This window comes from Stieleria mannarensis, assembly GCF_014154935.1.
Classification (GTDB): Bacteria; Planctomycetota; Planctomycetia; order Pirellulales; family Pirellulaceae; genus Stieleria; species Stieleria mannarensis.
Map to the genome: position 1 here is coordinate 175,830 of NZ_JACEHH010000011.1, position 23,957 is coordinate 199,786.

The 23,957-nt window shown below is 60.2% G+C and carries 15 protein-coding genes; 7 read left to right on the forward strand and 8 right to left on the reverse strand.

The window, feature by feature from the left end; all coding sequences use genetic code 11:
* Window positions 1-157 precede the first annotated feature (157 nt).
* Window positions 158-1,696 (forward strand): 4-alpha-glucanotransferase, encoded by a 1,539-nt coding sequence (gene malQ, locus H1B37_RS09860; RefSeq protein WP_182866476.1) that lies wholly within the window; start codon window positions 158-160, stop codon window positions 1,694-1,696.
* A 217-nt stretch (window positions 1,697-1,913) separates the two neighbouring features.
* A complete protein-coding gene (locus H1B37_RS09865; protein ID WP_182866477.1) occupies window positions 1,914-3,437 on the forward strand; it encodes a mercuric reductase in 1,524 nt (507 codons plus the stop codon).
* Between the two features lie 20 nt (window positions 3,438-3,457).
* Here H1B37_RS09865 and H1B37_RS09870 read toward each other — a convergent pair whose 3' ends face one another.
* Window positions 3,458-4,396 carry a formyltetrahydrofolate deformylase gene (locus H1B37_RS09870; protein WP_182866478.1) on the reverse strand — a complete coding sequence of 313 codons (939 nt, stop codon included), beginning with the start codon at window positions 4,394-4,396 and terminating at the stop codon, window positions 3,458-3,460.
* Window positions 4,397-4,521: 125 nt separating this feature from the next.
* On the opposite strand from H1B37_RS09870, the gene H1B37_RS09875 reads away from it, so the two are divergent.
* The 3 genes from H1B37_RS09875 (at window position 4,522) to H1B37_RS09885 (ending at window position 9,872) form a co-directional block, all read left to right on the forward strand.
* Window positions 4,522-4,968 carry a YkgJ family cysteine cluster protein gene (locus H1B37_RS09875; RefSeq protein WP_436298261.1) on the forward strand — a complete coding sequence of 149 codons (447 nt, stop codon included), beginning with the start codon at window positions 4,522-4,524 and terminating at the stop codon, window positions 4,966-4,968.
* Between the two features lie 32 nt (window positions 4,969-5,000).
* The gene (gene hisS, locus H1B37_RS09880; protein WP_182866480.1) at window positions 5,001-6,341 is read left to right on the forward strand and encodes a histidine--tRNA ligase; all 1,341 of its coding nucleotides are present in this window, start codon (window positions 5,001-5,003) and stop codon (window positions 6,339-6,341) included.
* A 108-nt stretch (window positions 6,342-6,449) separates the two neighbouring features.
* Window positions 6,450-9,872: a hypothetical protein gene (locus tag H1B37_RS09885; protein WP_182866481.1), complete on the forward strand. Its 3,423-nt coding sequence runs from the start codon at window positions 6,450-6,452 to the stop codon at window positions 9,870-9,872.
* Between the two features lie 23 nt (window positions 9,873-9,895).
* Here H1B37_RS09885 and H1B37_RS09890 read toward each other — a convergent pair whose 3' ends face one another.
* Window positions 9,896-10,975, reverse strand: coding sequence for a MamS/MamX family magnetosome protein (locus H1B37_RS09890; protein WP_182866482.1), 1,080 nt, complete (start codon window positions 10,973-10,975; stop codon window positions 9,896-9,898).
* A gap of 381 nt (window positions 10,976-11,356) precedes the next feature.
* Window positions 11,357-12,427, reverse strand: coding sequence for an exonuclease/endonuclease/phosphatase family protein (locus H1B37_RS09895; protein ID WP_286177580.1), 1,071 nt, complete (start codon window positions 12,425-12,427; stop codon window positions 11,357-11,359).
* A gap of 422 nt (window positions 12,428-12,849) precedes the next feature.
* Between H1B37_RS09895 and H1B37_RS09900 the strand changes: the two genes are divergently transcribed.
* Window positions 12,850-14,703, forward strand: coding sequence for a sulfatase family protein (locus H1B37_RS09900; RefSeq protein ID WP_182866483.1), 1,854 nt, complete (start codon window positions 12,850-12,852; stop codon window positions 14,701-14,703).
* Window positions 14,704-14,882: 179 nt separating this feature from the next.
* Here H1B37_RS09900 and H1B37_RS09905 read toward each other — a convergent pair whose 3' ends face one another.
* From H1B37_RS09905 to H1B37_RS09925, 5 genes are all read right to left on the reverse strand, one after another.
* On the reverse strand, window positions 14,883-16,550 hold the full coding sequence (locus H1B37_RS09905) for a sulfatase family protein (protein WP_286177581.1): 1,668 nt from the start codon (window positions 16,548-16,550) through the stop codon (window positions 14,883-14,885).
* 331 nt (window positions 16,551-16,881) lie between these two features.
* Complete coding sequence (locus tag H1B37_RS09910) at window positions 16,882-18,420, reverse strand: AI-2E family transporter (RefSeq protein ID WP_353620814.1); 1,539 nt, start codon at window positions 18,418-18,420, stop codon at window positions 16,882-16,884.
* Window positions 18,401-19,258 (reverse strand): hypothetical protein, encoded by an 858-nt coding sequence (locus tag H1B37_RS09915; protein ID WP_182866484.1) that lies wholly within the window; start codon window positions 19,256-19,258, stop codon window positions 18,401-18,403. The genes H1B37_RS09910 and H1B37_RS09915 overlap by 20 nt, the downstream gene beginning before the upstream one ends.
* 13 nt (window positions 19,259-19,271) lie before the next feature.
* Complete coding sequence (locus H1B37_RS09920; RefSeq protein WP_182866485.1) at window positions 19,272-20,810, reverse strand: hypothetical protein; 1,539 nt, start codon at window positions 20,808-20,810, stop codon at window positions 19,272-19,274.
* A gap of 669 nt (window positions 20,811-21,479) precedes the next feature.
* On the reverse strand, window positions 21,480-22,340 hold the full coding sequence (locus tag H1B37_RS09925; protein WP_182866486.1) for a DUF1571 domain-containing protein: 861 nt from the start codon (window positions 22,338-22,340) through the stop codon (window positions 21,480-21,482).
* 278 nt (window positions 22,341-22,618) lie between these two features.
* Between H1B37_RS09925 and H1B37_RS09930 the strand changes: the two genes are divergently transcribed.
* Entirely contained in the window at window positions 22,619-23,866 is a 1,248-nt protein-coding gene (locus H1B37_RS09930; RefSeq protein WP_182866487.1) for a serine hydrolase domain-containing protein, read from the forward strand.
* Window positions 23,867-23,957 lie beyond the last annotated feature (91 nt).

The window sequence follows — 23,957 nt, forward strand, 5'->3', positions numbered from 1 at the left end:
TCTTCAACCGCGATCGCCCGATTGGCCGGCTTGACGGATCGACCGTCAGCCGATCTGTTGCAGCGCATAAACGCGACGAGTGTGACGGCCCTGACAACAGGCTCGCAAAGGAGGATTCGTCGGCGAATCGGACGATCGGTCCATCGAGAGGTTCAGCATGACCGCCCCACGCCAGCCCCAGAGCCTATTCCCGGCCGATTACCGCGCCGCCGGCGTGTTGTTGCACGTCACGTCACTGCCGTCACGCTATGGGATCGGCGACTTCGGTCCCCAGGCGCGTGCCTGGATCGACTGGCTGCACGACGCCGGCCAGTCCTGGTGGCAGGTCCTGCCGCTGGGGCCGATCGGACGCGGCCACTCGCCGTATTCATCGCTTTCCTCGTTCGCCGGCAACTGGCTGTTGATCAGCCCCGAGGATCTGATTCACGACGGGTTGCTTCGAACCGACCAGATCGCGGCCGCGTCGTTTCCCGAACACGTCGTCGATTTCGATGCCGTGATCGCCTTCAAAAATGAACTTTTGGCGAAAGTCTGGGCGAACGTGCAATCCGGCGCCGGCGGTGCAGAGCTGAAATCGGAGTACGAACAATTCTGTCGGGATTCGGCGCACTGGTTGGACGACTTTGCGATGTTCAGTGTGTTGCGCGAGCGGCACGGTGAACACTACCTGAAGTGGCCCAGTGAGTTGGTCCAGCGCGACCGACAAGCGTTAGCACAGGTCGCCCAGGAACTGGCCGAGGAGATTGATCAGATTCGTTTGGCGCAGTTCCTGGTGTTCCGCCAGACAGACCGATTGAAAACTTATGCCCACGACCGGGGCGTGCGGCTGATCGGGGATTTGCCCTATTTCGTTTGCGCCGATTCAAGTGACGTGTGGGCCAATCCGGAGTTGTTCTTGTTGGACCAACAGCGACGGCCGAGTTTTGTCGCGGGGGTTCCACCGGATTACTTCAGTGCCGACGGACAACTGTGGGGCAACCCGGTCTATGACTGGGCGGCACTGCGGGAAACCGGGTACCGATGGTACATCGATCGCCTCGGCGCGTTGTTGAACCAAGCCGACCTGATCCGCTTGGACCATTTTCGCGGGTTCGCAGCCGCCTGGCATGTCCCCGCTGAATCTTCGACGGCACTCAACGGCCAATGGGTGACCGGGCCGGGGGCCGATTTTTTTCGTGCGTTGCAGTCTGACTTGGGATCGATGCCGGTGATCGCCGAAGATCTGGGTTTGATCACACCGGACGTGATCGAGTTACGCGACGCGTTCGACATCCCCGGCACACGTGTGTTGCAGTTTGCGTTTGACGGCATGAAAGACAATCCCTATCTGCCGGAAAATTACGTGCACAACACGGTCGCTTTCACCGGGACGCACGACAACAACACGACGCTTGGTTGGTTCGAATCGCTCAGCGAAGCGGAACAGGAAAGCGTGCGCGATGCCTTGTCGATGCCGAAAGGCGATGGCGTTTTGGTCACCGGCGAGATGCTGCGACAAGTCTGGTCGTCGTCGGCCGCCTTGGCGATGGCGCCGCTGCAGGACATCCTGGGATTGGGCGCAGACGCCCGCATGAACGTCCCGGGGACGCCGGAGGGCAATTGGTGCTGGAGAACAACGTCGGAGATGCTGTCCGCTTCTGCCGTGCAACGGTTGAGGGAATTGACGGCGGAATCGGGCCGGTTGATTTCCGCGTGATCGCAGGTTCCGTCAGCGGCCGGCAATCCGGAAGCGACTCGTTCCCAGACGACGCCTGGGAGTGGCCCCGCTTCTCAGCCATTGATAAAAATTGGGTAAGAAGATTTCGGGGGCAAGAAAATGATGAAAAGCCCCCCTCTTCGATTCAGCTAATCTTCCTACCTTCAAAATCTTCCTCCCCCTCCCTTCCGCCACGAGCACCGGGAGCAGCGAGCGTATGACAGCCCTTCAACCACGCGACGAGCACAACCGGCAGCTAGAAGCAAACGTTCATCCGCCGACGTGGAAAAACCCGACAGCCGGGTCGCCGTACCATTTGGTCGTGATCGGCGCGGGAACGGCCGGTCTGGTCACCGCTGCGGGCGCGGCCGGGTTAGGCGCTCGGGTGGCGCTGATCGAACGCGATCTGATGGGCGGCGATTGTCTGAACGTCGGCTGCGTGCCTTCCAAGGGCGTGATCAGTTCGGCGCGGATCGCGGCAACGGTCAGGCGGGCGGCTGAGTTCAGTGTCGACGTCCCTGATGGGGTCGAGGTGGATTTTGCCGGCGTGATGCAGCGGATGCGTCGGCTGCGGGCTGGGATCAGCCGTAATGATTCGGCCGGCCGCTTTCGCGAGCTTGGCGTCGACGTGTATTTCGGCCAGGCCAGCTTCGTCGACGCTGAAACCATCGATGTCGCTGGGGAGAAACTGAAGTACAAACGGGCGGTGATCGCGACCGGGGCACGCGCCGCGGCCCCGCCCATCACAGGGCTGGACGGAATCGACTACCTGACCAACGAGACCGTCTTCTCGTTGACGGAACTTCCGAAGCGATTGGGAATCATCGGCGCCGGGCCGATCGGATGCGAACTCGCGCAGTCGTTCGCCCAGCTCGGTTCGGAAGTATTTTTGGTCGAGTCGGAACATGGGATCTTGGCCAAGGAAGATCGTGACGCCGCCGAGATCGTTCAACAAGCGCTCCTTCGCGACGGCGTCCGGCTATTGTGCTGCGGTCGCGAGCTACAGGTTCGACGGGATAATCCGATTCGGCTGACGGTCCAGTCACACGACAAACACTACGACGAGCCGATCGATCAATTGTTGCTCGCGGTCGGTCGCGCGCCGAACGTCGAGGATTTAAACCTGGAAACGGTCGGTGTCGACTTCGATCGCAAGGGCGTCCGCGTGAACGATTACCTGCAAACGACCAACCCGCGGATCTTTGCCGCCGGGGACGTTTGTTCGAAATACCAATTCACGCATGCGGCCGACTTCATGGCTCGGATCGTGATTCAAAACGCGCTGTTTGCCGTCGGACCGTTGGGCAGAAAAAAGGCCAGCGATTTGACGATCCCTTGGGCGACGTACACCACGCCCGAGGTCGCCCATGTCGGGGTGCACGAGCACGACGCCGAACAAGCGGGGATCGAGATCGATACCTACGTCCAACCCTTTGGCGACGTCGACCGCGCGATTTTGGAAGGCGAAGACGAGGGGTTTGTGAAGGTCCACACCAAGCGAGGGACCGACAAAATCGTCGGGGCAACGATCGTTGCAAAAAACGCCGGCGACATGATTTCCGAAATCACCTTGGCGATGGTCCACCGCGTGGGGCTGGGCAAGATCGCCGGCACGATTCATCCCTACCCGACCCAGGCGGAAGCGATCCGCAAGCTGGGGGATCAATACAACCGGACGCGGTTGACGTCGACCAGCAAGGCGGTATTGGGGTGGTTGCGTCGTTTGAACGTGGGCCCGTAGTGGAAGCCGCAATCGCAGTCTTAACCGTAGCGACCTTCGCCAGAAGGCGGATCCCCCTTCACCCCACGCGCGAGCGTCGCTGCGCAAGAGTCGCCGTCCAGCGACGCCCGCTTGCGTGCGATGACGCGATGGAAATGCAATTCGACTTCGCGATCGACGACCCGCCGGACGCCTTCGGCCAGACACGCCGGTTCGTTTTCTTTTTCGCCGCGGGCGATGATCGTTTCCAGACTGGTTCCGGGATCGACGCTAAAGGTGCGTTGGTTGATCGTCTGGTTGCCGGCATCGAGTTCGGGAATGATGAAATGGCAGGTCGCGCCATAGGTCAACATGCGGGCTCCGAAGGCATCGTGGTAAGGACGAAACCCGGGAAAGCCTGGCAACAATCCGTGGTGCAGGTTAATGATCCGTCCGCCGGCAAATTGCCAACAGGTGCTCGGGGGCAGCACGCGCATGTAGCGGGCCAGAACCACATAGTCGACATCGTATTGGTCCAACAGCCGCACCATTTCGGCATCATCGGCCTTGCCCGAGTCGTCACCGATGCGGTGGTAGGGCACGTCGAACTCCTCGGCCAGTGAGGCCAGTTTTTTGCGGTTGGACAGGACGACGGAGGCTTCGGCCGCGATCCGCCCGTCCCGGATCGACTCCAAAATCGCCCGCGGGGTATGTTCGACATAGGTGCAACAGATCGCCAACCGCGGCGTTTTTCGGTGGTCGGGGCTCCAAACCCGGATGGCCAACCCGGTGTGCTCGCCGATTTGCACCATCGCCGACTGCAGCGTCTGGAAATGGTCCTGATCGATCGAAATCCGACACAACATCGCGAACAACTGTTCTTCGTCGTGGTCATACATTTGGATTTCGGTGATCCGCGCCCCCTGACCGGTGACGTAGTGAATGATCGGATCGGCCAGACCGACATTGTCAGGCCCGAGTGCAGTGATGACGACTTCCATTAAACTGTTTCCTCTGATATCCAGATTGTCGCTCGAATTCGACTTTTGTTCCATCCCCAGTTACGCTCCCTGCCCGACCGGACGCCGTGAACGCACTCCCCCCCAACGATGCCGCTGCGAATCCGATTCGCCTGAAACGCGATCAAGTGCCCAAGGGCGACAATTTGTGCGATCATTGCACCGCCAAGTGCTGTCACTACTTTGCCCTGCCGATCGATGAACCGGCAAATCGCAAGGATTTTGACTATATCCGCTGGTACTTGCTGCACGACAGGGCGACCGTCTTTGTGGAAGACCACAGTTGGTATTTGCTGGTGCACACCACGTGCAAGCACCTCCGCGACGATCACCGCTGTGGCATCTACGAAACCCGGCCCCAGATTTGTCGCGATTACACGACCGACGATTGCGAGTTCGACGACGACTGGTGCTACGAACAGTACTTTGAGACCCCCGAGCAGATCGACGAATATGCCGACGCGCTGTACGGGCCCCAATTCCCAACCCCCGACCTGGCCCCGAAAGATTCGCTGCGCAGCCGACGTCCCAGCGGTTTGCCGGTGGTGAACTAGCCGTCCAACAACCTCCCCCCCACCCGATGTCATTGATTAAACCACGAACGCTGAACGGATTTCGCGACTACCTGCCTGCGGTGATGATCCCGCGAGAACGATTGATGGAGACCGCCCGCGGAGTGTTTCGCTCCTACGGTTTTGCCCCGATCGACACCCCGACGCTGGAGTACCTGGAGATCCTGACGGGCAAGGGCAGCGACGAAACCGATCGCCAAATCTATCGCTTTGAAGACAACGGCGGCCGCGCCGTCGGTATGCGTTTCGACCTGACCGTTCCCCTGGCTCGCTTTGCCGCACAGCACATCAGCCAGCTCGGCACGCCATTCAAGCGCTATCACATCGCTCCGGTATGGCGCGGCGAGCGACCCCAGGCGGGACGCTACCGCGAATTCGTGCAATGCGACTTCGACACGATCGGAACCAAGAACGTGATGGCCGACATCGAGACGGTCGCGGTGATCAACCGGTTGCTCAACTCGATCGGATTCGACGCCTTTACGATCAGCGTGAACAACCGCGCCGTGCTGACGGAGTTGTTGCGTCATTTGGATCTGGCCGATCAATCCGTCGCCGTGCTTCGTTGCCTGGACAAGCTGGGAAAGATCGGACGGGAAAAAGTCGCCCAGGAGATGTGCGAGGCTGCGGACGTCTCGGCCACACAAGCCGACAAGGTGTTGCAGTTGGCCGAGCTTGACGGAGAGCCCGAATCGATTTTCGAGGCCCTGCCGCAGATCACCGGGGGCAGCGAACAAGCACTGGCGGCGATCGAACGTTTGCAAGACGTGTTCACCGGGGCGCTCGCCGCCGGCGTGCCCCGCCGACGGATCAAGATCGACGTCTCGATCGCCCGCGGCTTGGACTACTACACCGGAGTGATCTTCGAAACCACGCTCGACGACCTGCCTTCGATCGGCAGCGTTTGCAGCGGCGGTCGCTACGACAACCTGGCCGGGCTGTACACCAAACAGGAACTGCCCGGGATCGGCGCCTCGCTGGGGCTGGATCGACTGCTGGCGGCGATGGAATCGCTCGGGCTGTTGCCCGACTCGGCGACACCGGCCCCGGTTCTGATCGCCTACTTCGACGCCGATCACCGAGACGATTACTTGAAACTGTCGGCGCGATTGCGTGATGCCGGGATCGCCAACGAGCTGTACCCGGATGCCAAAAAACTGGGTGTCCAATTGAAATACGCCGATTCCCATGGTTTCCGGGTCGCTCTAATCGCCGGGGGCAGCGAATGGGGGGCGGGGACCGTACAAGTCAAAACGCTGGCAACGAAGGAATCGGTCGAGATCACCTATTCGCACGACCAGCCCGGTGAACTGACGGACTCTCTGAATCGAATCCTTGCGGGCGAGTTACAATAAAGCGTTGTAAGGCGTAGCTACGCTCGCCAGAGCGTGGAGAGTCATGCGGGAGCCCCACCTTCTGGCGAAGGTAGCCACGCCACTCCACTTCTCCATCCACAAGGTACCATGTCCACCGTCGCACCACCCGTCTCGCCGTCGCAACGCACCGGTGAACCTGCGCGACGCTCCGCCGCCGAACAGTTGATCGAACAGCGGATCGAAGAGGCGCGTCGGGCGCTGTGGTGGAGCGAACTGACGCGCACGTGTCTGATGGTCGTCATCGGTTCCATGCTGGCCCTGCTGGCGTGGCTGGTGATGGACCACTGGTTCTATTCCCCTGGCAGGCTGGTTCGTTCGATCAGCTTCGTGTCCCTGGTCGCCGTTGCAGGTTGGTTTCTGATCCGCCGCGCCTGGCCCGTGATGACGTCTCGCGTCACTCGCGAATACGCGGCATGGGCGTTGGAACAAGATCATCCCGACTATCGACAGCAATTGACCAGCTATGTCACGTTGCGCGATGACCAAGGGCGGCGCGGCATTCGCGCCCGCGTCGTCAGGGTGATCGGCTCGCGTGCCGCATCGCTGTTGAAATCCCACGACATGTTGCCGCGCGAGGCGACCGGGACGTTCAAGTGGTGGATCGCCGCGGCGGCGGTGTTCGCGATGCTGGCCGCCTACTGTGTCGCGTCGCCCAAAAGCTCGCTCGCATCGGTCAAACGATTGGCAGCTCCGCTCGCGTCGATCGATCCGGCGCGGCGGGTCAAGATTCGCGACGTCCGTCCCGGCGATGCCGAAGCGATGGCCGGCCGCGAGCTAGAGATCTCGGCCGCCGTCGACGGACTCCGCAACGGCGACGCGGTCATGTGTCGCTGGTCGGGAAGCGGACCGATGCAAGAAACGGAATTGGTGTTCGACCCCAGCTCGAATCGTTTTACCGGAACGCTGCGGTTGGATCATGCCGCTTCGGGGATCGTTCGCTACACCGTCACCGCCGGTGATGCGGTTGCCGGCCCCTTCGAATTGTCGGTCGAAAATGTGCCGGTCGTTGCCGTGGAAAGTGTTCGCTATCAGCCGCCCGAGTACACCCAGCGAAAACCGCGCACCACGTCCAGCCCGGCGATCACCGCGATCGATGGGACCAAGATCCGCATCACGGCGAAAACAAACCGTCCGATCGCCCGAGCCGAATTGCAATTCAACCCGAAACCACTCGGGGACACCGTCCGCGCAACCGCCGGTCGCACGCCGATCGCGATCGGCGATGACGGGGTGACGTTGACCGCCGACGTGACGCTGCGCTGTGCCCGCGGAAAAACGGCGAGTGTTGAATTGGAAAGTTACCGGATTCGTGTTTGGGACTCGAACGACCAGTCCAACCCCGATCCAATCATTTATCCGATCAAGGTCATCGCGGATCTACCACCCGAAGTCGCGATCGTTGTTCCCAAGAAGTCCCCGATCGAAATCCCCGTCGGTGCGCAACAGATCATCGAAGTCCACGCGATGGACGCCGACTTTGAATTGGAACGCGTGACGCTGCGGATCGAGCGTGGGATCGACACGCTAGAAGACCCGGTCATTTGGGTGAAACCCGAAGACGGCGGCGGCAAGGGCAACCAAGTCATGGAGTATCGGTTCCGTCCGCTGGAACATCTTTTGCGCGCCGGCGATGTCGTCCGAATCTCGGCAACCGCGATCGACAATCGCATCATCCCCGGCGATCAGAGCGTCCAACCAAATCAGACCACCACCGATCCGATCGAAATTCGCATCGTCGAAGACGCCGAACCATTGCCCGAAGACCCCACGGGCAATGACGGACTGTCACGTCCCGATGATCGACCGGCCAGTGATGCCGACCAGTCCCAGCAGGGTGACGGCCAGCAAAATTCCGGTGGCCAGGGTGGCCAGGGGCAAAGTTCGAGTGGTCAGGGGGAAACCGGACAGGGTGATCCGAACCAGCAGAACGGCGGTGGCCAAGAAGCAGAGGAACAAGAAGCAGAGCAAGGCGATCAGGGTGGAAGTTCACCGCAATCGTCTAACGGGGAAAACACCGCGGACGACTCGCAGGGCCAATCGGGGTCGAGCGGCCAATCCCAGCCCGGCAGTGAATCCCAGCCCGGCAGTGAATCCGCGTCCGGTGACCAAGGTGGTGATCCATCAGCCGACCCTCCATCCGGTCCAAACGAGAATGGCAGCAACCCGGCCGGCTCGGATCCGTCCGACGCGACACAGACCGACGCACAGAAATCGCCGCAGGGTCAAGGGGCAGAAAACTCGGCCGATCCCGCGAGCAGTGATCCTAGCGGGGATCCCAGCGGGGATCCCAGCGGGGATCCCCCAAACGGCGATCAAGGCAGCGGAACATCGAAACCAGACGGCTCCCAACACCAAGGCGACGGCAGCTCCGATCCGCCGCGTGACGAAAGCGGTGGATCCGGCGGCAGCGGTGAGTCCGGCAACGAAGGCGGGCCGTCTGGATCCGACGCGTCACAACCCGACGGTGGCGAGCCGTCTCACGCGCCACCGGAACACGACGGGCAAGCGTTTGAACGGATCAAAGATTACATCGAGAAACAAAAACAGAATCAAAACCGATCCGGAGAGCAGTCGCCGGCCGACAAGTCCGACCGCTCAAAGCAGGACGGCGGCGATTCACAGTCCGGTGATTCACAGTCCGGTGACGGCGCAGACAGTCCTTCGAAAAACGAACAAACCGACGCGAGCGAAAACGCGGACGGCCAAACGGTGGACCAAGGCTCGGGTGAATCGCAGTCGGCGCGAGGCGAGTCGCCTGGTAATCGCCCCGATGATAGACAACAAGGCACGGAAAGTGGCGACGCGGCTCAACCGGACTCTCAGAGCGGCGAGCAGGGATCTGGCGAGCAGGGATCTGGCGAGCAGGGATCTGGCGAGCAGGGATCTGGCGAGCAGCAAACGGGTGACGGGCAAGGGAGTGAATCCCAAGCGGAAGAATCACAAGGGCAGCCGGGCGAGCAGAATGGCGACGAGTCTGGTGGCGATCGCAGTTCGGACAACCGCCCTGATCCGACCGGCCAATCGAATTCACCTCAATCGGCCAATCGGCCGACGGGTCCCTCCGAATCACCCAGCCAGTCCTCGGGTAGCCAAGGTACCGGAACCGGCACCTCGGACGACGACGCGGACGCCGCCAATGAAACGCCGCCCGAGCCTGATCTGGAGTACGCGAAGAAGGCGACCGACATGGTGCTGGACTACCTGGATGAAACACGCGACCAGGTGGACGAAGACCTGCTCAAGGAACTGGACTGGACCGAGCAGGACCTGCAACGATTTCGCGAGCGATGGGAAAAGGTGCGTCAGTTGGATCAACCGACGCAACAAAGCGAGTCGACCGACGAGCTTCAAGATGCCCTCCGCAGCCTCGGGTTGCAGCAACGTCGGGGGCCAAGCCAATCGGCGCGAGAATCGGCCGACTCGATACGAAATTTGCGGGATTCGGGGAACCGCCGCAAAGCCCCGCCGGCAATTCGCGACGCCTTCGATGCCTTCCGGCGCCGCAGATAGCCGGCCACAGATCAGTTTTGGTCCTAGCGAGCGATCGTGGTTTTCTCACCGTTGTGGGTGATCTGGCGAGCCATCAACACGACTCGATCCTTGACCTTCACCGGAACGCCCTGCACCGTGACCGATGCGCCATCGGTGACTTTGGCGTCCAGTTTATCTTTCGGCCCAAGATCGACCATCAGCGTCTTGTCGTCGTCGGTGTTGATTTTGGCAAGCTGGTGATCCTCACCACGGAACTTCACCGTTTTGGTCTTCTCGATCTTGCCTTGATACTTTTTGCCGTTGCGGTCGATCGTGATGGAACCATTGTCGGTCGTCGCGTCGGTCGCGATCAGCAGGGGCGTCTCACCGACATTGGTCCCGTGACCGGAGGCGTATAGCTTGTCGCCAGCGGACAATTGAACCTCATCCCGGTTGGGGCCGAGATCGACCATGATCGGTCCTTTGCCCGGCTGATTGACTTTGACCACCAAATGGGTTCGGTCACGGACGGTCACGGTTTTGGATTTTTCCACCGTGCCGCGAGCGGTCGTCGGCGTTGAGACCATTTGCTTTTGTTTATCGCGTCCCTGATCTTTGGCCTGGGCGTGGGCTTTACCGTTGTGCTTGTCCTCTGACGCGGCATCAAAAGCGAAGTAGTCATAGTCTTCGTACATCCCATCGCCATCGGTGTCTCGATAGGTCGCAACGGAATCGTACAAGCCGTCGTCATCCACATCGTCGTAGATGCTGTAGGAGTGTTTGTCCCAGGTTCCGTAACCGTCATCGTAGTAGTCATAGAACCAGTCCGAGTCATTCCCCTCGCGGTATCCGTAATTGGAATACTGGTTCCAATCGTTATCCTGGTCGGTGCTGGTAGCGTTGTCGGCAAAGTCGAACTTTTCGTCGTCCCAGCGACCGATGGCTTCGTCGGTCGGGTTGTAATCATTGCCGTCGAACCACTCGCTGACGTCGTACCAGGCGTCGTCTTCGTAGTAGGACGTGTAGTCACCGAATTCACTGTCCGTCCCGAGCGGATTATCTGCTCGCAACGCGGTCACCGGCATCGCGACGGCGGCGCCAAGTGCGGCGGCCAACAGTAGTCGTTTTTTTTGAGTCGTCATAAGTGTTCTCCTGTATGCAGTTGTGGGAGTGTCACCCGCACCATGCAAGTGAACTGGCCAAGACAGGGACGCAAAGACGATGCCAAAGCGTGAAACACCGGGAAACGAGGGGGAAAGACAGGCGATTCTGGACCGGATTCGAGCAGCAAATCAAACGGACTGTTCGATCAGCCACCAAATCGGCCACGCACCGGGCAGCCCGGCGTTGAGGAGGCGGGACTGGTCCACTTAAATCGAGAAAACCCACCGATGGCAAGGCGTCCCCACGGATGAAAACACATCACCGATGGGTGACCGCACGCCAGCGTTATGGGATGAGCGGTAAGAAGATTTTGGAGGTAAGAAAATGATCCGCGAAGCCTCGCGCGGTGCACCAAGAACCTAGACCCCGCCGCCTTCGGTCGCAGTGAACTCGCCGAAAACCGGCAGGTGGCTGCTGACCGCTTCCGCCTGGCTGAGGTTCAGATTGAACAAACGCAGGAAATCGACGGGACCGCCGCGGCCGACGAATTCATTGGTGCGGTTGCGATCGACCAGGATGTTACAGGTTTGGTGTCGGTTAAAGATGTCGGTCGTGGTGCTGTCGACCGCCGCGACGACGTCGGTGCCCATCACGCGTGGAATCAGATAGGAGTCGTCGGCTTGAAACAGCCCCGCCATCACGACATCGTCTTCGCCTCGTCCGTCCGATCGCACCGATGCAAAGATCCCCGGCAGCAGCCCGACCTCGACCGGCGCCCGTGCCAAATTGATGCGGACATTGACAACCGAAAACGTCCACGCGGATTCGACCGATGGCTGGGCGGCGCGGAACCAGGCCACCATCGGATCATAGGTCATTTGGCCTTGTGGATCGGCGACGGTGTAGGTTTGCGAACGATCGATCTGGACCCGATTGACGTTAAACAGGATTGCCAACTGCTCGGGACGGTCGCTCGGGCCGGAGGGTTGTCCGAGCACGAAATCGAAGTTGCGTCCGCCCTCGTTGATCTCGTCGACCAAACGCGGCACCAAATCGCGTTCGACCGCGGTGATCTGTTGAAGTGCGATGACGTCGAACTTGCGAATCACCCGGGTTAGGTTCAACCGACATTCTTCGCTGGCCAGTTTGCTGGGGCCGAAACCGCTCAGTGCCCAGGACCCGATCCGCAGATTGCGTACCTTTTGCTCTGGACCGCTCGGCCGGGCGGCGTAGGCCGCCGGCGCCGCGTAGCCGCTGGTGGAACGTCCGCCGGTCTGGTTGGCCGAGACGAACATCAAGTCATCAATCGGGTCCACCTCGCCAGCCGGGGCCTCTGACTTGGGCGTAATCGTCACCTGGTCCAGGCCTGCGATCTCAAAATGCTGACTCGCGTAGAATCCGACCCCGAACAAGATCAGTGTCACGACCAGCAATAAGAACGGGCCCTTTCGTCGTTGTTCTTCCATTTGATGAAAAGGATAGGCACACATGGTCCGCCGCCTTGGTGAACAGAGTCGCCTCTGGCACCCGGTGGGGTCGGAAAGGATTCAACAGTCACACAGGGAGGCGCACATTCGCCCATGATCGAGCATCGGCAGCGGAGACGGGGCAGTTCAGCCTGGCGTCTCGATTGTCCGATTCGATGCGAGACAGAGGCGGTAAGATTGTCACAATTGGTGCCAGCGGCCGTACCCTGTCAGGGCGGTGGGAATCAGGGGAGCGATGGCAGAACGATTCGGGGCAGAATGATGCGGTGCGCGAAGGCTGGCGTTAGACGGCTGAACCAATGATAAACGTGGAGGACGCATTGATGCTGCTTTGCACGTCACGACGACCTGGAATAGGATGCACTGTCTTGCGATTCCCACCGCAACGTCCACTTGAGTCACCGACACTTGTACTCGGCACAACCATGAACGCAGTTCGATTAACGATCCTGGTCATCGCGACATCTTTGGCAACGATTGCCGTCGCGAAAGACCGGCCCAACATCTTGTGGTTATTTGCCGAAGACACCTCGCCGTGGATGGGATGCTACGGCGATCCGATCAATCAGGGCCAGACGCCGAACATCGATTCGCTGGCCGAGCGTGGCGTGCGGTTTTCCCGAGCCTACGTCCCGGCGCCGGTTTGTTCGGCGTGTCGATCGGCCATCATGGGTGGGATGAATCAAATCCGATTCGGCGCCCACGAACATCGTTCCAGCCGCGGGCCGGCCAAGATCCATCTTCCCGAGAACATGAAACTGTTGCCCCAACTGGTCAAAGAGAGCGGCTACTTCACGTTTAACCTTGGCAAAGACGACTACAACTTTGTCTGGGATCAAGCGGCGACCTACTCGTTGCAAAAGAAGCGTCGTGACGCGATCGATTGGCAGCAACTGAAAGACAACCAACCGTTCTTTGGCCAGATCCAAACGGCCGGCGGCAAGAACAACACGGCGAGATTCCCAGCCGATCGCAAGACCGATCCGCAATCGGTGACCGTCCCGCCGGACTATCCACAAAACCAACTCTACCGCGAAACCGTTGCACAGCACTACGACGCGATCCGAAAAGACGACGACTTCATCGGCACCGTGCTAGAAGGGCTCGAAGCATCCGGGTTGGCCGACAGCACGATCGTGGTTTACTTCGGCGACCACGGCGCCAACAACTTGGTCCGACACAAGCAAATGCCGACCGAGGGCGGGTTGCACGTTCCGTTCATCATTGCCGGGCCGTCACCTTATGTGCCCGCACCCTCGGTTCGCGACGATCTGGTGGATCTGCTAGACCTCTCGGCAACCACGCTCGCCTGGGCCGGAGTCGACCAGCCGGATTGGTATGAAGGCCAAGATCTGTTTGCCGAAGTCGTCGTGCCGCGCAGCTATGTCGCGGCGGCCAAAGACCGACTGGATCACACGATCGACCGGGTCCGCACGATTCGCACCGACCGGTTTCGTTACACCCGGAACTTCAAAACCGATCGTATTTTGTTGCAGCCCCAGTACCGTGACAAACGACCGTTCCTGCAAAACCTGCACCAGCTTTATCAGTCCGGGGAACTGTCGCCGAAGTTGACGGGAATCTATTTCGGCGAGCGCCCGGCCGAAGAGTTTTACGACGTCCAAGCCGATCCCAGCCAAGTCAACAACTTGATCGGTGATCCCAGCTATCGTGACGAGATTCAACGCCATCGCAAGTTGCTTGACGAGTGGATCGCGGCCGGTGACGAAGGCATCGGCGAAGAGTCGCTGGAGGAACTGGCCTACCAAGCCAATGGGCACAAGTGGGGCGAGGGGGTGAACCCGGAATACGAGGTCGTCCGCTCGGACAGCGATGGCGACGGGTTGTCCGATGACTGGGAACGCATCAATGGGCGTGACCCGGCCGACGGTCGACTGCTGTTTACGTTTGATTGCGGCGGATGGCAGACCGAAGGCTGGACCGCCGACGATGAAGCCGTGGGCAACCTCGCGGGCCGCTTGGGATTTCTGGATTTCCGACTTTCCGGCGGAACGGCGGTGATCGGCCGGACGGGGCTGAAGCTGGATCCGGAAAAAAATCAGGGCGATCTGGCCATCCGGCTTCGCTGCTCACCGGGCACCAAGGTCACGTTCACGGCGGGCGATGCCGAGGCGACGGCCGTGGCGCAAGAAGCGATGCAAACGATTCGTTTTCCGCTCGATTGGAAAGACACCGTCGACCGAATCGGATTGCGATTCGACGGTCCCCCCGAATCAGTCGTGGAAATCGATTCGATCGCCGTGGTTCCAGCGAAGTAAGGACTTGCCAGCCCCGTAGCAATCTGGGGAGAGATGGCAGAATGATGGGGGCAAAACGATGGGAGGAATTGCTAGCGGGAAGCGTTAGCGAGCGGCCCGCGCAAGGACCACGCTCGATAAGAGAACGCAAAACGACGGGACGGTAGGATTGCGCCGGACGGCGGATCAGTGCGGAACGATCATTGGGATGGACCACGTTCGGCAGCGGCCTGTTCATATTGTTCGGCCGAGATCCATTTCAAATCGTCCCAGTACCCGGTGTCGTTGGGTTGGACGGGGCCTTTGGTGGTTCGTCCACGGAGGATGATCTGTGTGGCTTTGGCTTGCAGGTCCATGGCGATGCCCTGGTGTTCCGCAATCACGTCGGTCGTTTCTCCCGGGTCTTGTTCCAGGTCGTAGAGTTCGGCCTCGGCTTTTCCATGCGGCAGCACCAATTTCCATTTATCTTCGGTGATTGCGAAGCGTCCGTTGACGGAGTGATTGATCAACGGCAATCGCTGGCGGTTGCTGAGCGGATTGAGCAACACCGATGCAAAGCTGTGGCTGTCGACGCCTTCGTCCGGCTGAAGGTCAACGTCGATCAGGTCGGCGATCGTTGCCAGCAGATCAATCTGTCCGACCGGGCGATGCCAGCTGCTACCAGGCGAGGCGATCCCCGCCGGCCAGCGGACAAAAAACGGGACGCGGTGACCGCCTTCGTACACGGACCGTTTGCCTTCGCGATAGTGATGGTTGCTACGATGCCCGAAGTCATTGATGCGTTGTTTCCATGATTTTTCCGGACCATTGTCGCTGGTGAACACGATCAGCGTGTCCTTGTCCAGCTTCGCATCGTCCAAATAGTCGAGGATGCGGCCGACGTGGTAATCGGTCTCGATCACAAATTCGCCGTAGCCGCCGCAATCACCCTGGCCGTGAAATTCGGGTAAGGGACACACGGGGTAGTGTGGCGAGGTCATCGGCAGGTACAGAAAGAACGGATTTTCGGAATCCGTGCCGGCGGTATGGCCTTTGATCCACTCGATCGCCATGTCGGTGAAACGCGTCAAACACTGGTTGTCGATGAAATCCGGTGCGACCTCCATGCCACGTGTTCCGATCGCTTGTCGGGTCGCTTCGGGAGACGCTTGGTAGGGTGGTTTGATCCGATAGTCCACGTGTCGCTTATTCGGCTTCTTGGCGGTAAACACCGTCGGTGGAACCTTTGCATGACGCCCCTCAAACCAGGCCAACACGCCATAGTTGAGCGACGCGGGGATGCCAAAGAAGTAGTCGAATCCCTTGTCCAGCGGCATGTCGCGGACCGGCTGCGACCAATCGCGACTTTGATGGTCCTTTCCCGGAAAGTCCATTCCGAGGTGCCACTTGCCGACCATCGCGGTCGCGTACCCGTTGTCCCGCAGCAGCGAGGCGATCGTGGTTCGATCGTCTTCGATCAAGCACTTACCCTCGGCGCCCATCACACCGGTTTTCAACCTCGTCCGCCAGCAGTAACGACCGGTCAACAGTCCATATCGCGAGGGCGTGCAAACCGAATCCGAGGAATGTCCGTTGGTAAACGTGATCCCTTCGGCGGCGATCCGATCCAGATTCGGCGTCTTGAACTTGGCGTCCGGGTTCAAGCAGCTGGCATCACCAAACCCTTGATCGTCGGTGTAGATGATGATGACATTGGGGCGCGGCGGGGACTGGGCATGAAGCGACGGGACGCACAGCGATTGCGCAATCAGGGCGGCTACCGCGAGTGTGCCGAAACTTGCGATTCGGTGTGGCACGCAACAACAGTGGCGTCGGCGACAGTGGGGTTGACGGGAAACGGCTTGCATCGACGCAGTGAATTGAATCATGTTGATTTCCAGGGCTTGAAAAGGCTGGGCTTTGGTCGTTCGGGTCGATCTCGCGTGCTACCCTTCTTGGCCGCTCGATTCACACCAAAACGTTGGCTGCGGTCGGCAGAACCGCACGGTGCCCCACGCCGACAGTGTCAGCTTTCCCAACTCCTGCGTCAAATCCTCGCGGCGACGCGCCGGATCCGCGAAGCGGAGCTGGAGCCCGCCACGCGCCGCCGGGCGGCAGCCTTCGCGCAACTCATCATTCTGCCCCGTATCATTCTGCCATCCTTCCCCTGACTTCCACCGACGCGACAGGACACCGTCGCCGGGTGGAGAGGCAGGGGCTTTATGGCGCGGCGGCAGCAGAGCTCTCCAACCGGCCGGCCATGATGTTGGCGATTTGACGGGTCGGTTCGAACCGCTCCAGCACGATCTTCATCGCCGCGGTGATCGGAGTCGCCAGGAACATCCCGATGATACCCCACATCATGCCCCAAAACATCAACCCCAGCAGGATCGTGACGGGGTGCAGGTCGGACGAATTGCCCATCAACTTGGGCTCCACCACGTTGCCACTGAGGACCTGGATGGCCGAGGTCGCCACGATCACCGAAACCATCCAGGTGATGTTGCCCGACGGGTCCAGCAAGATCAGCGGGATCGGCAACAAACTGGCGACGATCGGACCGATGTTGGGGATGAAATTCAACAGAAACGCGAGCACGCCGAATGACAACGCCATCGGGACACCGAACATTCGCAATGTGAGGCCGAACACGGCGCCGGTGCCGATGGAGATCACGGTTTTGAGTGACAGGTAGCCGCGAATCTGGGTGTCGATCTCGCGCAACGTCGCCGTCTGGGCGTACGAGGATTTCCCCAGCAACAAAAAGAACACGTAAATCAGCACGACAATGCTGGTCGACACCAGACTCAAAAACGCCTGCAGCACGACCGAAATGCCGTCGCGGACGAAGGCGTCGACCAACTCGGTCGCCTCCCTCATCCGCGCCGATTCGACCGGCGCGCTGCGGGAGTGGATTTGAAGCGTTGGCGTTTCGGCCAGCGGCGGCAGGTCATCATCGAGCTGCGGCGAATCAGCAACGGCTTCGCCATCGCCTGATTCGTCGATGGCCTCGTTCGATTCGAGTGCTGCATCGGCCGACGGTTCATCCGCCTGTTCGGCTGCAGACGCTTCGCCGCCCGCCTCGTCGCCCGGTTCAACCGGTGGGATCGCGACGTCGGACGGGGGCGGGGCGATGGGGTCCGCCGGCGTGCCCGCCGGCAGAGCGGCTTGCTCGGAAGGGATCACCGCCGATGGTTCAGCGCTCTCGTTCGGTGAAACGATGGGGCCGGCGTCGGCGAAAGTCGTTTGGTCTTCGCCCGCCGGCGGGTCGGAGCCATCGGCCGCGGAGAACCGATCTCCCGCGAAGCGTTTCAGCGACAGCGAATCAAACGACAGTGTGTCATCGAGCTTGTCCACCAACTGCCGGACGCGAATTCGGTAGTCGTCCTTGTTCTTAGCCAGGTCGATAATCGAAAACGAAATCGTCAGGCCGAAAAGCCCCATCAGGCCGACGCCCAACAAGAACGCCATCCCCGCGGCAACCACCCGCGAAACACTAAAGCGGTTTTCCAGGTACGTCAGAATCGGCCCGACGCCGCTGACGATGAAACAGGCGACGACGAAGGGGACCAGCACCGGTCGCAACCAATAGACCAGATAGATTCCCGCCACGCCCGCCAAGACCATCAAGCAGACCGTCTGGATCTGTTGGTCGGTCATCCGTTTTCCCGGTTCCGGGGAATCTGACATCATCTGCTCGTGCGCGTTAATCGAGTCGGCGTCGCTCTGTTGGGCCGGATCATTTTGATTCGCGGTCACTGACGTCACCGACGGGCTTGAGCTGCGAATGATAGGGAGACAAACTGCTCGGCGAGATCACTTCGGACGGGATTTCCAGGAACCGATCCAAGGTCGCAGAGATCCGTACGATGGTGTCCCAGTTTTCCCGAACCAGCGGTTGCGAATGGGCCAGATTATTGCGCAATCCTTCGACCTGGCCCAGGGTGGTTTTGATTTGCGTCCTCGACTTATCCCAATACGTCTTTCGCAGTTCCTCGGATCGAGACAGCAACTGACCTTTGTCACCGAGTTGCAGACAGTCGAGCAGCCGAACCGATTGATTGCGTCGTTGCCGTTCGTTTTGCAGCGAGACTGCCTTTTCAATTCGTGCTTCGGAGACGAATTGAGTCCACGAATCGCCTTGATAGTGGTTGGCAACGATCCGGGTCAAAATGAGTTCGAACAGGGTGACCATGCCGAACAGCCACATCCGCATTGGCGGTTTTTCGAAATCGTCGCGGACGATCACGCCGACCGGTTGGGCGAGGGTGGAAACGAGAAGGTAGTCACGCTCACAAAGTTCGGTGACCACCGTGTGCAACGGCGTCGTGGCGGGGACGATCCGGGTTTCCGCCAGCGGGATGGTTTGATCGGCCACGGGTCGATCGTCGAACGCGGCTTGCTCGATGCAGCCGATGACCAGACCGTCGCGGCGGATTCCCACGACCGTCAGCGGACGATCGACCATGAACGTCCGCACGGCGTCGACATCGGCCGTCGCGTCAAACGATGCCAACGGTTCGGCGAGATCCTGGGCGACGAATCCTTCATAGAACACCCGCCGCAGGCTATCCACCGTATTGGTCTGGCCTTGCATCAGCGCCGTGGCCCTAAAACTCGGCGTCGTACTTCTCGGTCATCGCCCGGCGGATCCCGGCGGTTTCCTGATCGATCGTCTGCCAAATTTGTTGGACCGTGGCGGCCCCGGCGGTCCGCTCTTGCTTGGTGATGATCGCATCGGTGCGACCTTTTTCACGCAACGAGGCTTGGCCGGCGCCGACGCTGGCCGTGTAGCCCTGGGGGCCGTAGCCGCCAGAGTTGTACCCATAGCCGACGCGGTAGCCGCCGCTGCTGTAGTAATACCCACCGGATCCCGCGTTGTTAGCGGCCCGGCGATTGGAGGCCCGCATTCCGACGCCCTTCATCGCCATTTCGGCACTGCGAAACAGTTCGGCGATGTTCGCGCCGTAATTCAACAGTTCTTCGTCGACGTTCAGGATGGGCAGGTTGTCGATCTTGCGGGCATAACGGTCGTACCACATCGCGGCCTGGCCGAACGTTTTGACGTGATCGCGTTTCGGTTTCTCACGCAGGTCTTCGATCAGCGTCGTGACAGAATTGTAATACTGTTGGGCGGCGATCTTTTTGGCCGATCCCTCGGGGTCCGATCCCGGCGAGGACGCCAAATGCATCGCTTCGGAAAGCTCGCGTGGGAGTTCCAACACACTCATCACTCGCCGTGCTCCGTCGGTCGAAAGCTTGCCTTGCAGCAGAAACGTGTTGCCCTTGACCGCGGGTTTCCAATCGTGAATGTCATCGATCATCGCCCCTTGCTTTTGCAGGATCGCGATCAACAGCGGTTTGCCGATTTCAGAAACCAGTCCCGCGTCCCCGTCAAAGTCGACTCGAATCGCACCGACCGACTGGCCCACCACGGTGACGCCCAAGGTGATGCCGCGGACTCCGCTCAGCAATTCCGTCAGCTCGTCCAGGTTCACGTCCGCTCCGAGTAACTCTTCATAGTTAGACAGCCGATTTCGGATCTCGGCCGGCGACAAGGTGTCTTTGACATCCATCGCCATGATGACCGGCGTCCCGACCTCGGTGGCGTACTTGAACGCTTGGGCCAGGTACGGTGAATACTCCGCATCGGTGCTCACCGTGTCGGTCTTTCGCAGCCAACGACTGACGTCCTGGCGGTTGGCCGGCGTGTAAGTCCCCAGCAGGTCCTTGGAGAGCTGGACGACGTAGCGGTCATTGGGCAGTTTGACTGCGGTGCGGCCTTCCAAATTGTCCATCGTACCGCCGAATCGCTGTGCCACCGTCGATACACTTCGCTCGCCTTCGAGTCGGACGAGCGCCATCTCCCAAAGCGATTCGCCGAATTCGTGGTCGTTGCGGCCGGCAAGCAGCACTTCTTTCGCGTCCGGCGGCAGCGCCGACAGCCCGGCGTCATAGGCCGCCTGACGACGCTCGTTCCAACGCTCGCGGTCAGCCACCGACGAACCGAACAATTTTTCGGCGTTGATCATCACCAGCATGTTTGCGTCAGTCGGGACCCGGTACCGCATCCCCGAAAAAGCCGACTGGGCCACCACCGCCGGAACGGTGGTCGAAAACATCATCAAGAAGAGTGCAAAACGGAACATGTTGTGGGTCCTTGGAACACCATGGCGAGGAGACGACAGAAGGCCCCAGTGTAATAGATCTCCTGCGAAAATGTCCCCGAGAAATTCAGGTGGCCCGCAAGGAAGGGGCGCGGCGGATCGGTAGACGCCAATCCCGCCCCCCCCTCTTCGGCAGGGGAGCCCTGTCGGTGGCGGTGTGTTCGCGATGGGAGGCAGCGAGAATCGAAAACCCACGGATGGCAGCGCGAACCCACGGATGTATTCAATTCGTCCCAAGGCTCCGCCTGGGCCGCGCAGAATCGTTCGATTCGTTCGCGTTTTCGATCGGAGGATTTCCACGTTTTCGATTCCGCTACCCCCCCATGGAATCAGCCGTTTGCCGCCAGCCCAACACCGCCTACTTTCGATCACAAACTGAGCCTCGGGCGCTAGCCCCGGGCCTTACAAGCCTCGAAGGGCAATCCAAGGCCCGCGGCTAGCGCCGTCGGCTCTAAAAGTAGGTGCCATTGAGCGCCAGCCGACGGGCTTCCATCGATGCGGGGCCCGAACGCTTGCGTGAATCGGCTGATGTCACTCGTGATTCGTCGCCCGATGGCTGCTGTGAGTCAACCATCCATTCGACTCAGGTCATTTTTCCACCCCCAAAATTTTCCTACCTCTCGACCCAGCCACGACGTCCTGTCGAATTGCCTACCGGAATCGGTACTCGGGGTTTTCGGTGTCGAAATCGACGGCCGACAAGCCGACGTTCACCTTCAAGTTGAAGTAGTTGTACTCTTCATCCAGCACCGGCGGACCGCCGGGCGATTCGGGCCACAACCACGCCTGGTACCGAATCGGCAACTTGGTCACGTTGTCAAAGTACACGCGGGCCCGGTAGAAGCGAAAATGATCGCGGCGGATCGGATGCACGACCTCCACCAGCGTGCAACTGGTCTGGCCGAACAGATGGTCGGCTTCGATTTGCACGTCACATTCGCCATGTTGACGGTCTTTCAGTGCCGTGACGACGAACTTTTCCAACAGGTTTTCAATCCCGATCTCCTTGACCGAATAGCGCTGTCCACGCATCGCCAGCATCCCTTCGGGATCCAGCTGGGTCGTCAAGAAACTGGCGAACCCGCCTTGATGAACGATCAAGTTGCCGTCGTTCGCGTTCTCCACCCAGATCACCTCACGTCCTTTCACCGAACGGGGCTTCAAGAAATCCAGATAAACACTTAACGGAACGCTCAAGGTTTCGCCGTCAAATTTGCGATTGCGAATCTTCAAGCTGGCGTATTGCAGCGGCGGCATGACGCCACCGACGCGGCAGCGTTTGATGAACATCGCGGTGTAGTCGTCGACATGGTCGCGGACGTGCCGCAGGCTTTCCTGGGCGATTTCGAGCGCCGGATCGATCGGATGCTGCCGCGGAGCAGTCGGGTCGACCGTCGGCACGCTCAGCCGAGCCACCTGCTCGACCTCTTGCGCATTTGATAGCAACGGCGCGGTGGCGAGCAAGGAAATGATGATCAGCCGCAGTCGTGGCAGTCGTAGGAATTGATGCATCCGTTCGTTCCAGATTGAGAGAGAAGAGATCGCCGCGAAAAAGCCCCGGTCGGGCGGCAACCGCTGGTGTGTACAAAGATTGCTGTGCCCAGGGCTAGTGAAATTTTGCCTCGATGTTGAGATTGTCACCCGCTAGACGGTTGCCTAGGATGAAACGAGCGCCATTGGATGCCGCTGGCCCAAGCGAGACTTGAGGCGGGGTGAGTGTCCAAAGTGAGTGTCCATTGGCAGCGATCAAATCTGACTTGGTCTATCGGTTCGCTTCAGAGGAAACCAGGATGTTAACGCAGAGCGACAATCGTCCGACGATCCTCGGATCGGTGGCACCGGGGTTCGAACAGGTCCGGACGGAATTTGAGAACAATTTTCTGCGGCGTGGTGAACGTGGCGCTGCGTGCACGGTGTTCCACCAGGGCCGAAAGGTCGTCGATTTGTGGGGCGGCCGTCGCTGCCACCACTCCGGTGCACGGTGGACCGAACAGACCCTATCGCTGGCGTTTTCGGTGACCAAGGGGATGGCCGCGGCCGTGATGGCCGTCGCACACAGTCGCGGGCTGTTCGATCTCGATGCCGCCGTCGCCGACTATTGGCCCGAGTTTGCCGTCGGGCAAAAGCAAACCATCACCGTGCGTCAGTTGCTCGCCCATCAAGCCGGTTTGGTTGCCATCGACCGCAAACTGAACCCTCAAATCCTGGCCGACCACGACCAGATGGCTGCGATCACGGCGAGTCAAAAACCGCTGTGGCAGCCCGGCACAAAGCACGGCTACCACACACTGACGTTGGGGTGGTATCAAAACGAATTGATTCGTCGTGTCGATCCCGCCGGGCGGACGCTGGGCGAGTTTTTTCACGACGAAATCGCCACACCGCTGGGCATTGAGTTCTACATCGGGCTGCCCGATTGGATCGATTCGGAACACATCAGCAGCACCCAGGGGTTCCGAAAACTGGCCCTGTTGGCCAATCTGAACCAATTGCCCTGGAAGATGGTTCTGGCGGGGGCCTGGCCCGGTTCGGTCGTGTCCAAGTCCATCAAGTGTTTAAAGTTTGATAACCCCGCGGCACTCGGCACACCGGAATACCGAAACGTCGAAATCCCCTCGGCGAACGGTTTCGGCCAGGCGCGAGCGGTGGCCAAGGTCTATGACGTCTTGGCACGTGGCGGACAGCGGTTGGGAATCACGCCGGCGACGATGCGTGAACTGGTCGCCCCACCGCTGCAACCGTCGCGCGGCTTGCGCGATGCCGTGTTAAAAATCGACACCAATTACGGCTTCGGTTTCTCGCGTCCCAGCAGCGGATTTCGCTTCGGCGCCGACGACCAGGCCTTTGGGTGCCCCGGCGCCGGCGGGTCGTTCGGGATGGCCGATCCGGTCGAGCAGTTGTCGTTCGCCTATCTGACCAACACGATGAGCTTCCGCATCTTTGACGACCCACGCGAACGATCCGTCCGCCAAGCCGTCTACCAATGCATCGGCTCGATCGAGCAACAGCCGGTGGAATCGGACACCCGGGCGGCGTAGGGTTTTGTTCCTGTCGTAGCGGAAGCCGCCAAGGCTTTCGGCCCCCGTTGCGGCATCGCGGCGCCAGGACGAATCTGCGGCGAAATCCTAG

Excerpts from the sequence above, each read along its gene's own strand:
- H1B37_RS09885 (WP_182866481.1), top strand. The coding sequence starts at position 6,450 with ATGTCCACCGTCGCACCACCCGTCTCGCCGTCGCAACGCACCGGTGAA.
- H1B37_RS09930 (WP_182866487.1), top strand. The coding sequence starts at position 22,619 with ATGTTAACGCAGAGCGACAATCGTCCGACGATCCTCGGATCGGTGGCA.
- H1B37_RS09865 (WP_182866477.1), top strand. The coding sequence starts at position 1,914 with ATGACAGCCCTTCAACCACGCGACGAGCACAACCGGCAGCTAGAAGCA.
- H1B37_RS09920 (WP_182866485.1), bottom strand. The coding sequence starts at position 20,810 with ATGTTCCGTTTTGCACTCTTCTTGATGATGTTTTCGACCACCGTTCCG.
- H1B37_RS09925 (WP_182866486.1), bottom strand. The coding sequence starts at position 22,340 with ATGCATCAATTCCTACGACTGCCACGACTGCGGCTGATCATCATTTCC.
- H1B37_RS09895 (WP_286177580.1), bottom strand. The coding sequence starts at position 12,427 with ATGTGTGCCTATCCTTTTCATCAAATGGAAGAACAACGACGAAAGGGC.
- H1B37_RS09905 (WP_286177581.1), bottom strand. The coding sequence starts at position 16,550 with ATGATTCAATTCACTGCGTCGATGCAAGCCGTTTCCCGTCAACCCCAC.
- H1B37_RS09915 (WP_182866484.1), bottom strand. The coding sequence starts at position 19,258 with ATGCAAGGCCAGACCAATACGGTGGATAGCCTGCGGCGGGTGTTCTAT.
- H1B37_RS09870 (WP_182866478.1), bottom strand. The coding sequence starts at position 4,396 with ATGGAAGTCGTCATCACTGCACTCGGGCCTGACAATGTCGGTCTGGCC.
- malQ (WP_182866476.1), top strand. The coding sequence starts at position 158 with ATGACCGCCCCACGCCAGCCCCAGAGCCTATTCCCGGCCGATTACCGC.
- H1B37_RS09900 (WP_182866483.1), top strand. The coding sequence starts at position 12,850 with ATGAACGCAGTTCGATTAACGATCCTGGTCATCGCGACATCTTTGGCA.
- H1B37_RS09890 (WP_182866482.1), bottom strand. The coding sequence starts at position 10,975 with ATGACGACTCAAAAAAAACGACTACTGTTGGCCGCCGCACTTGGCGCC.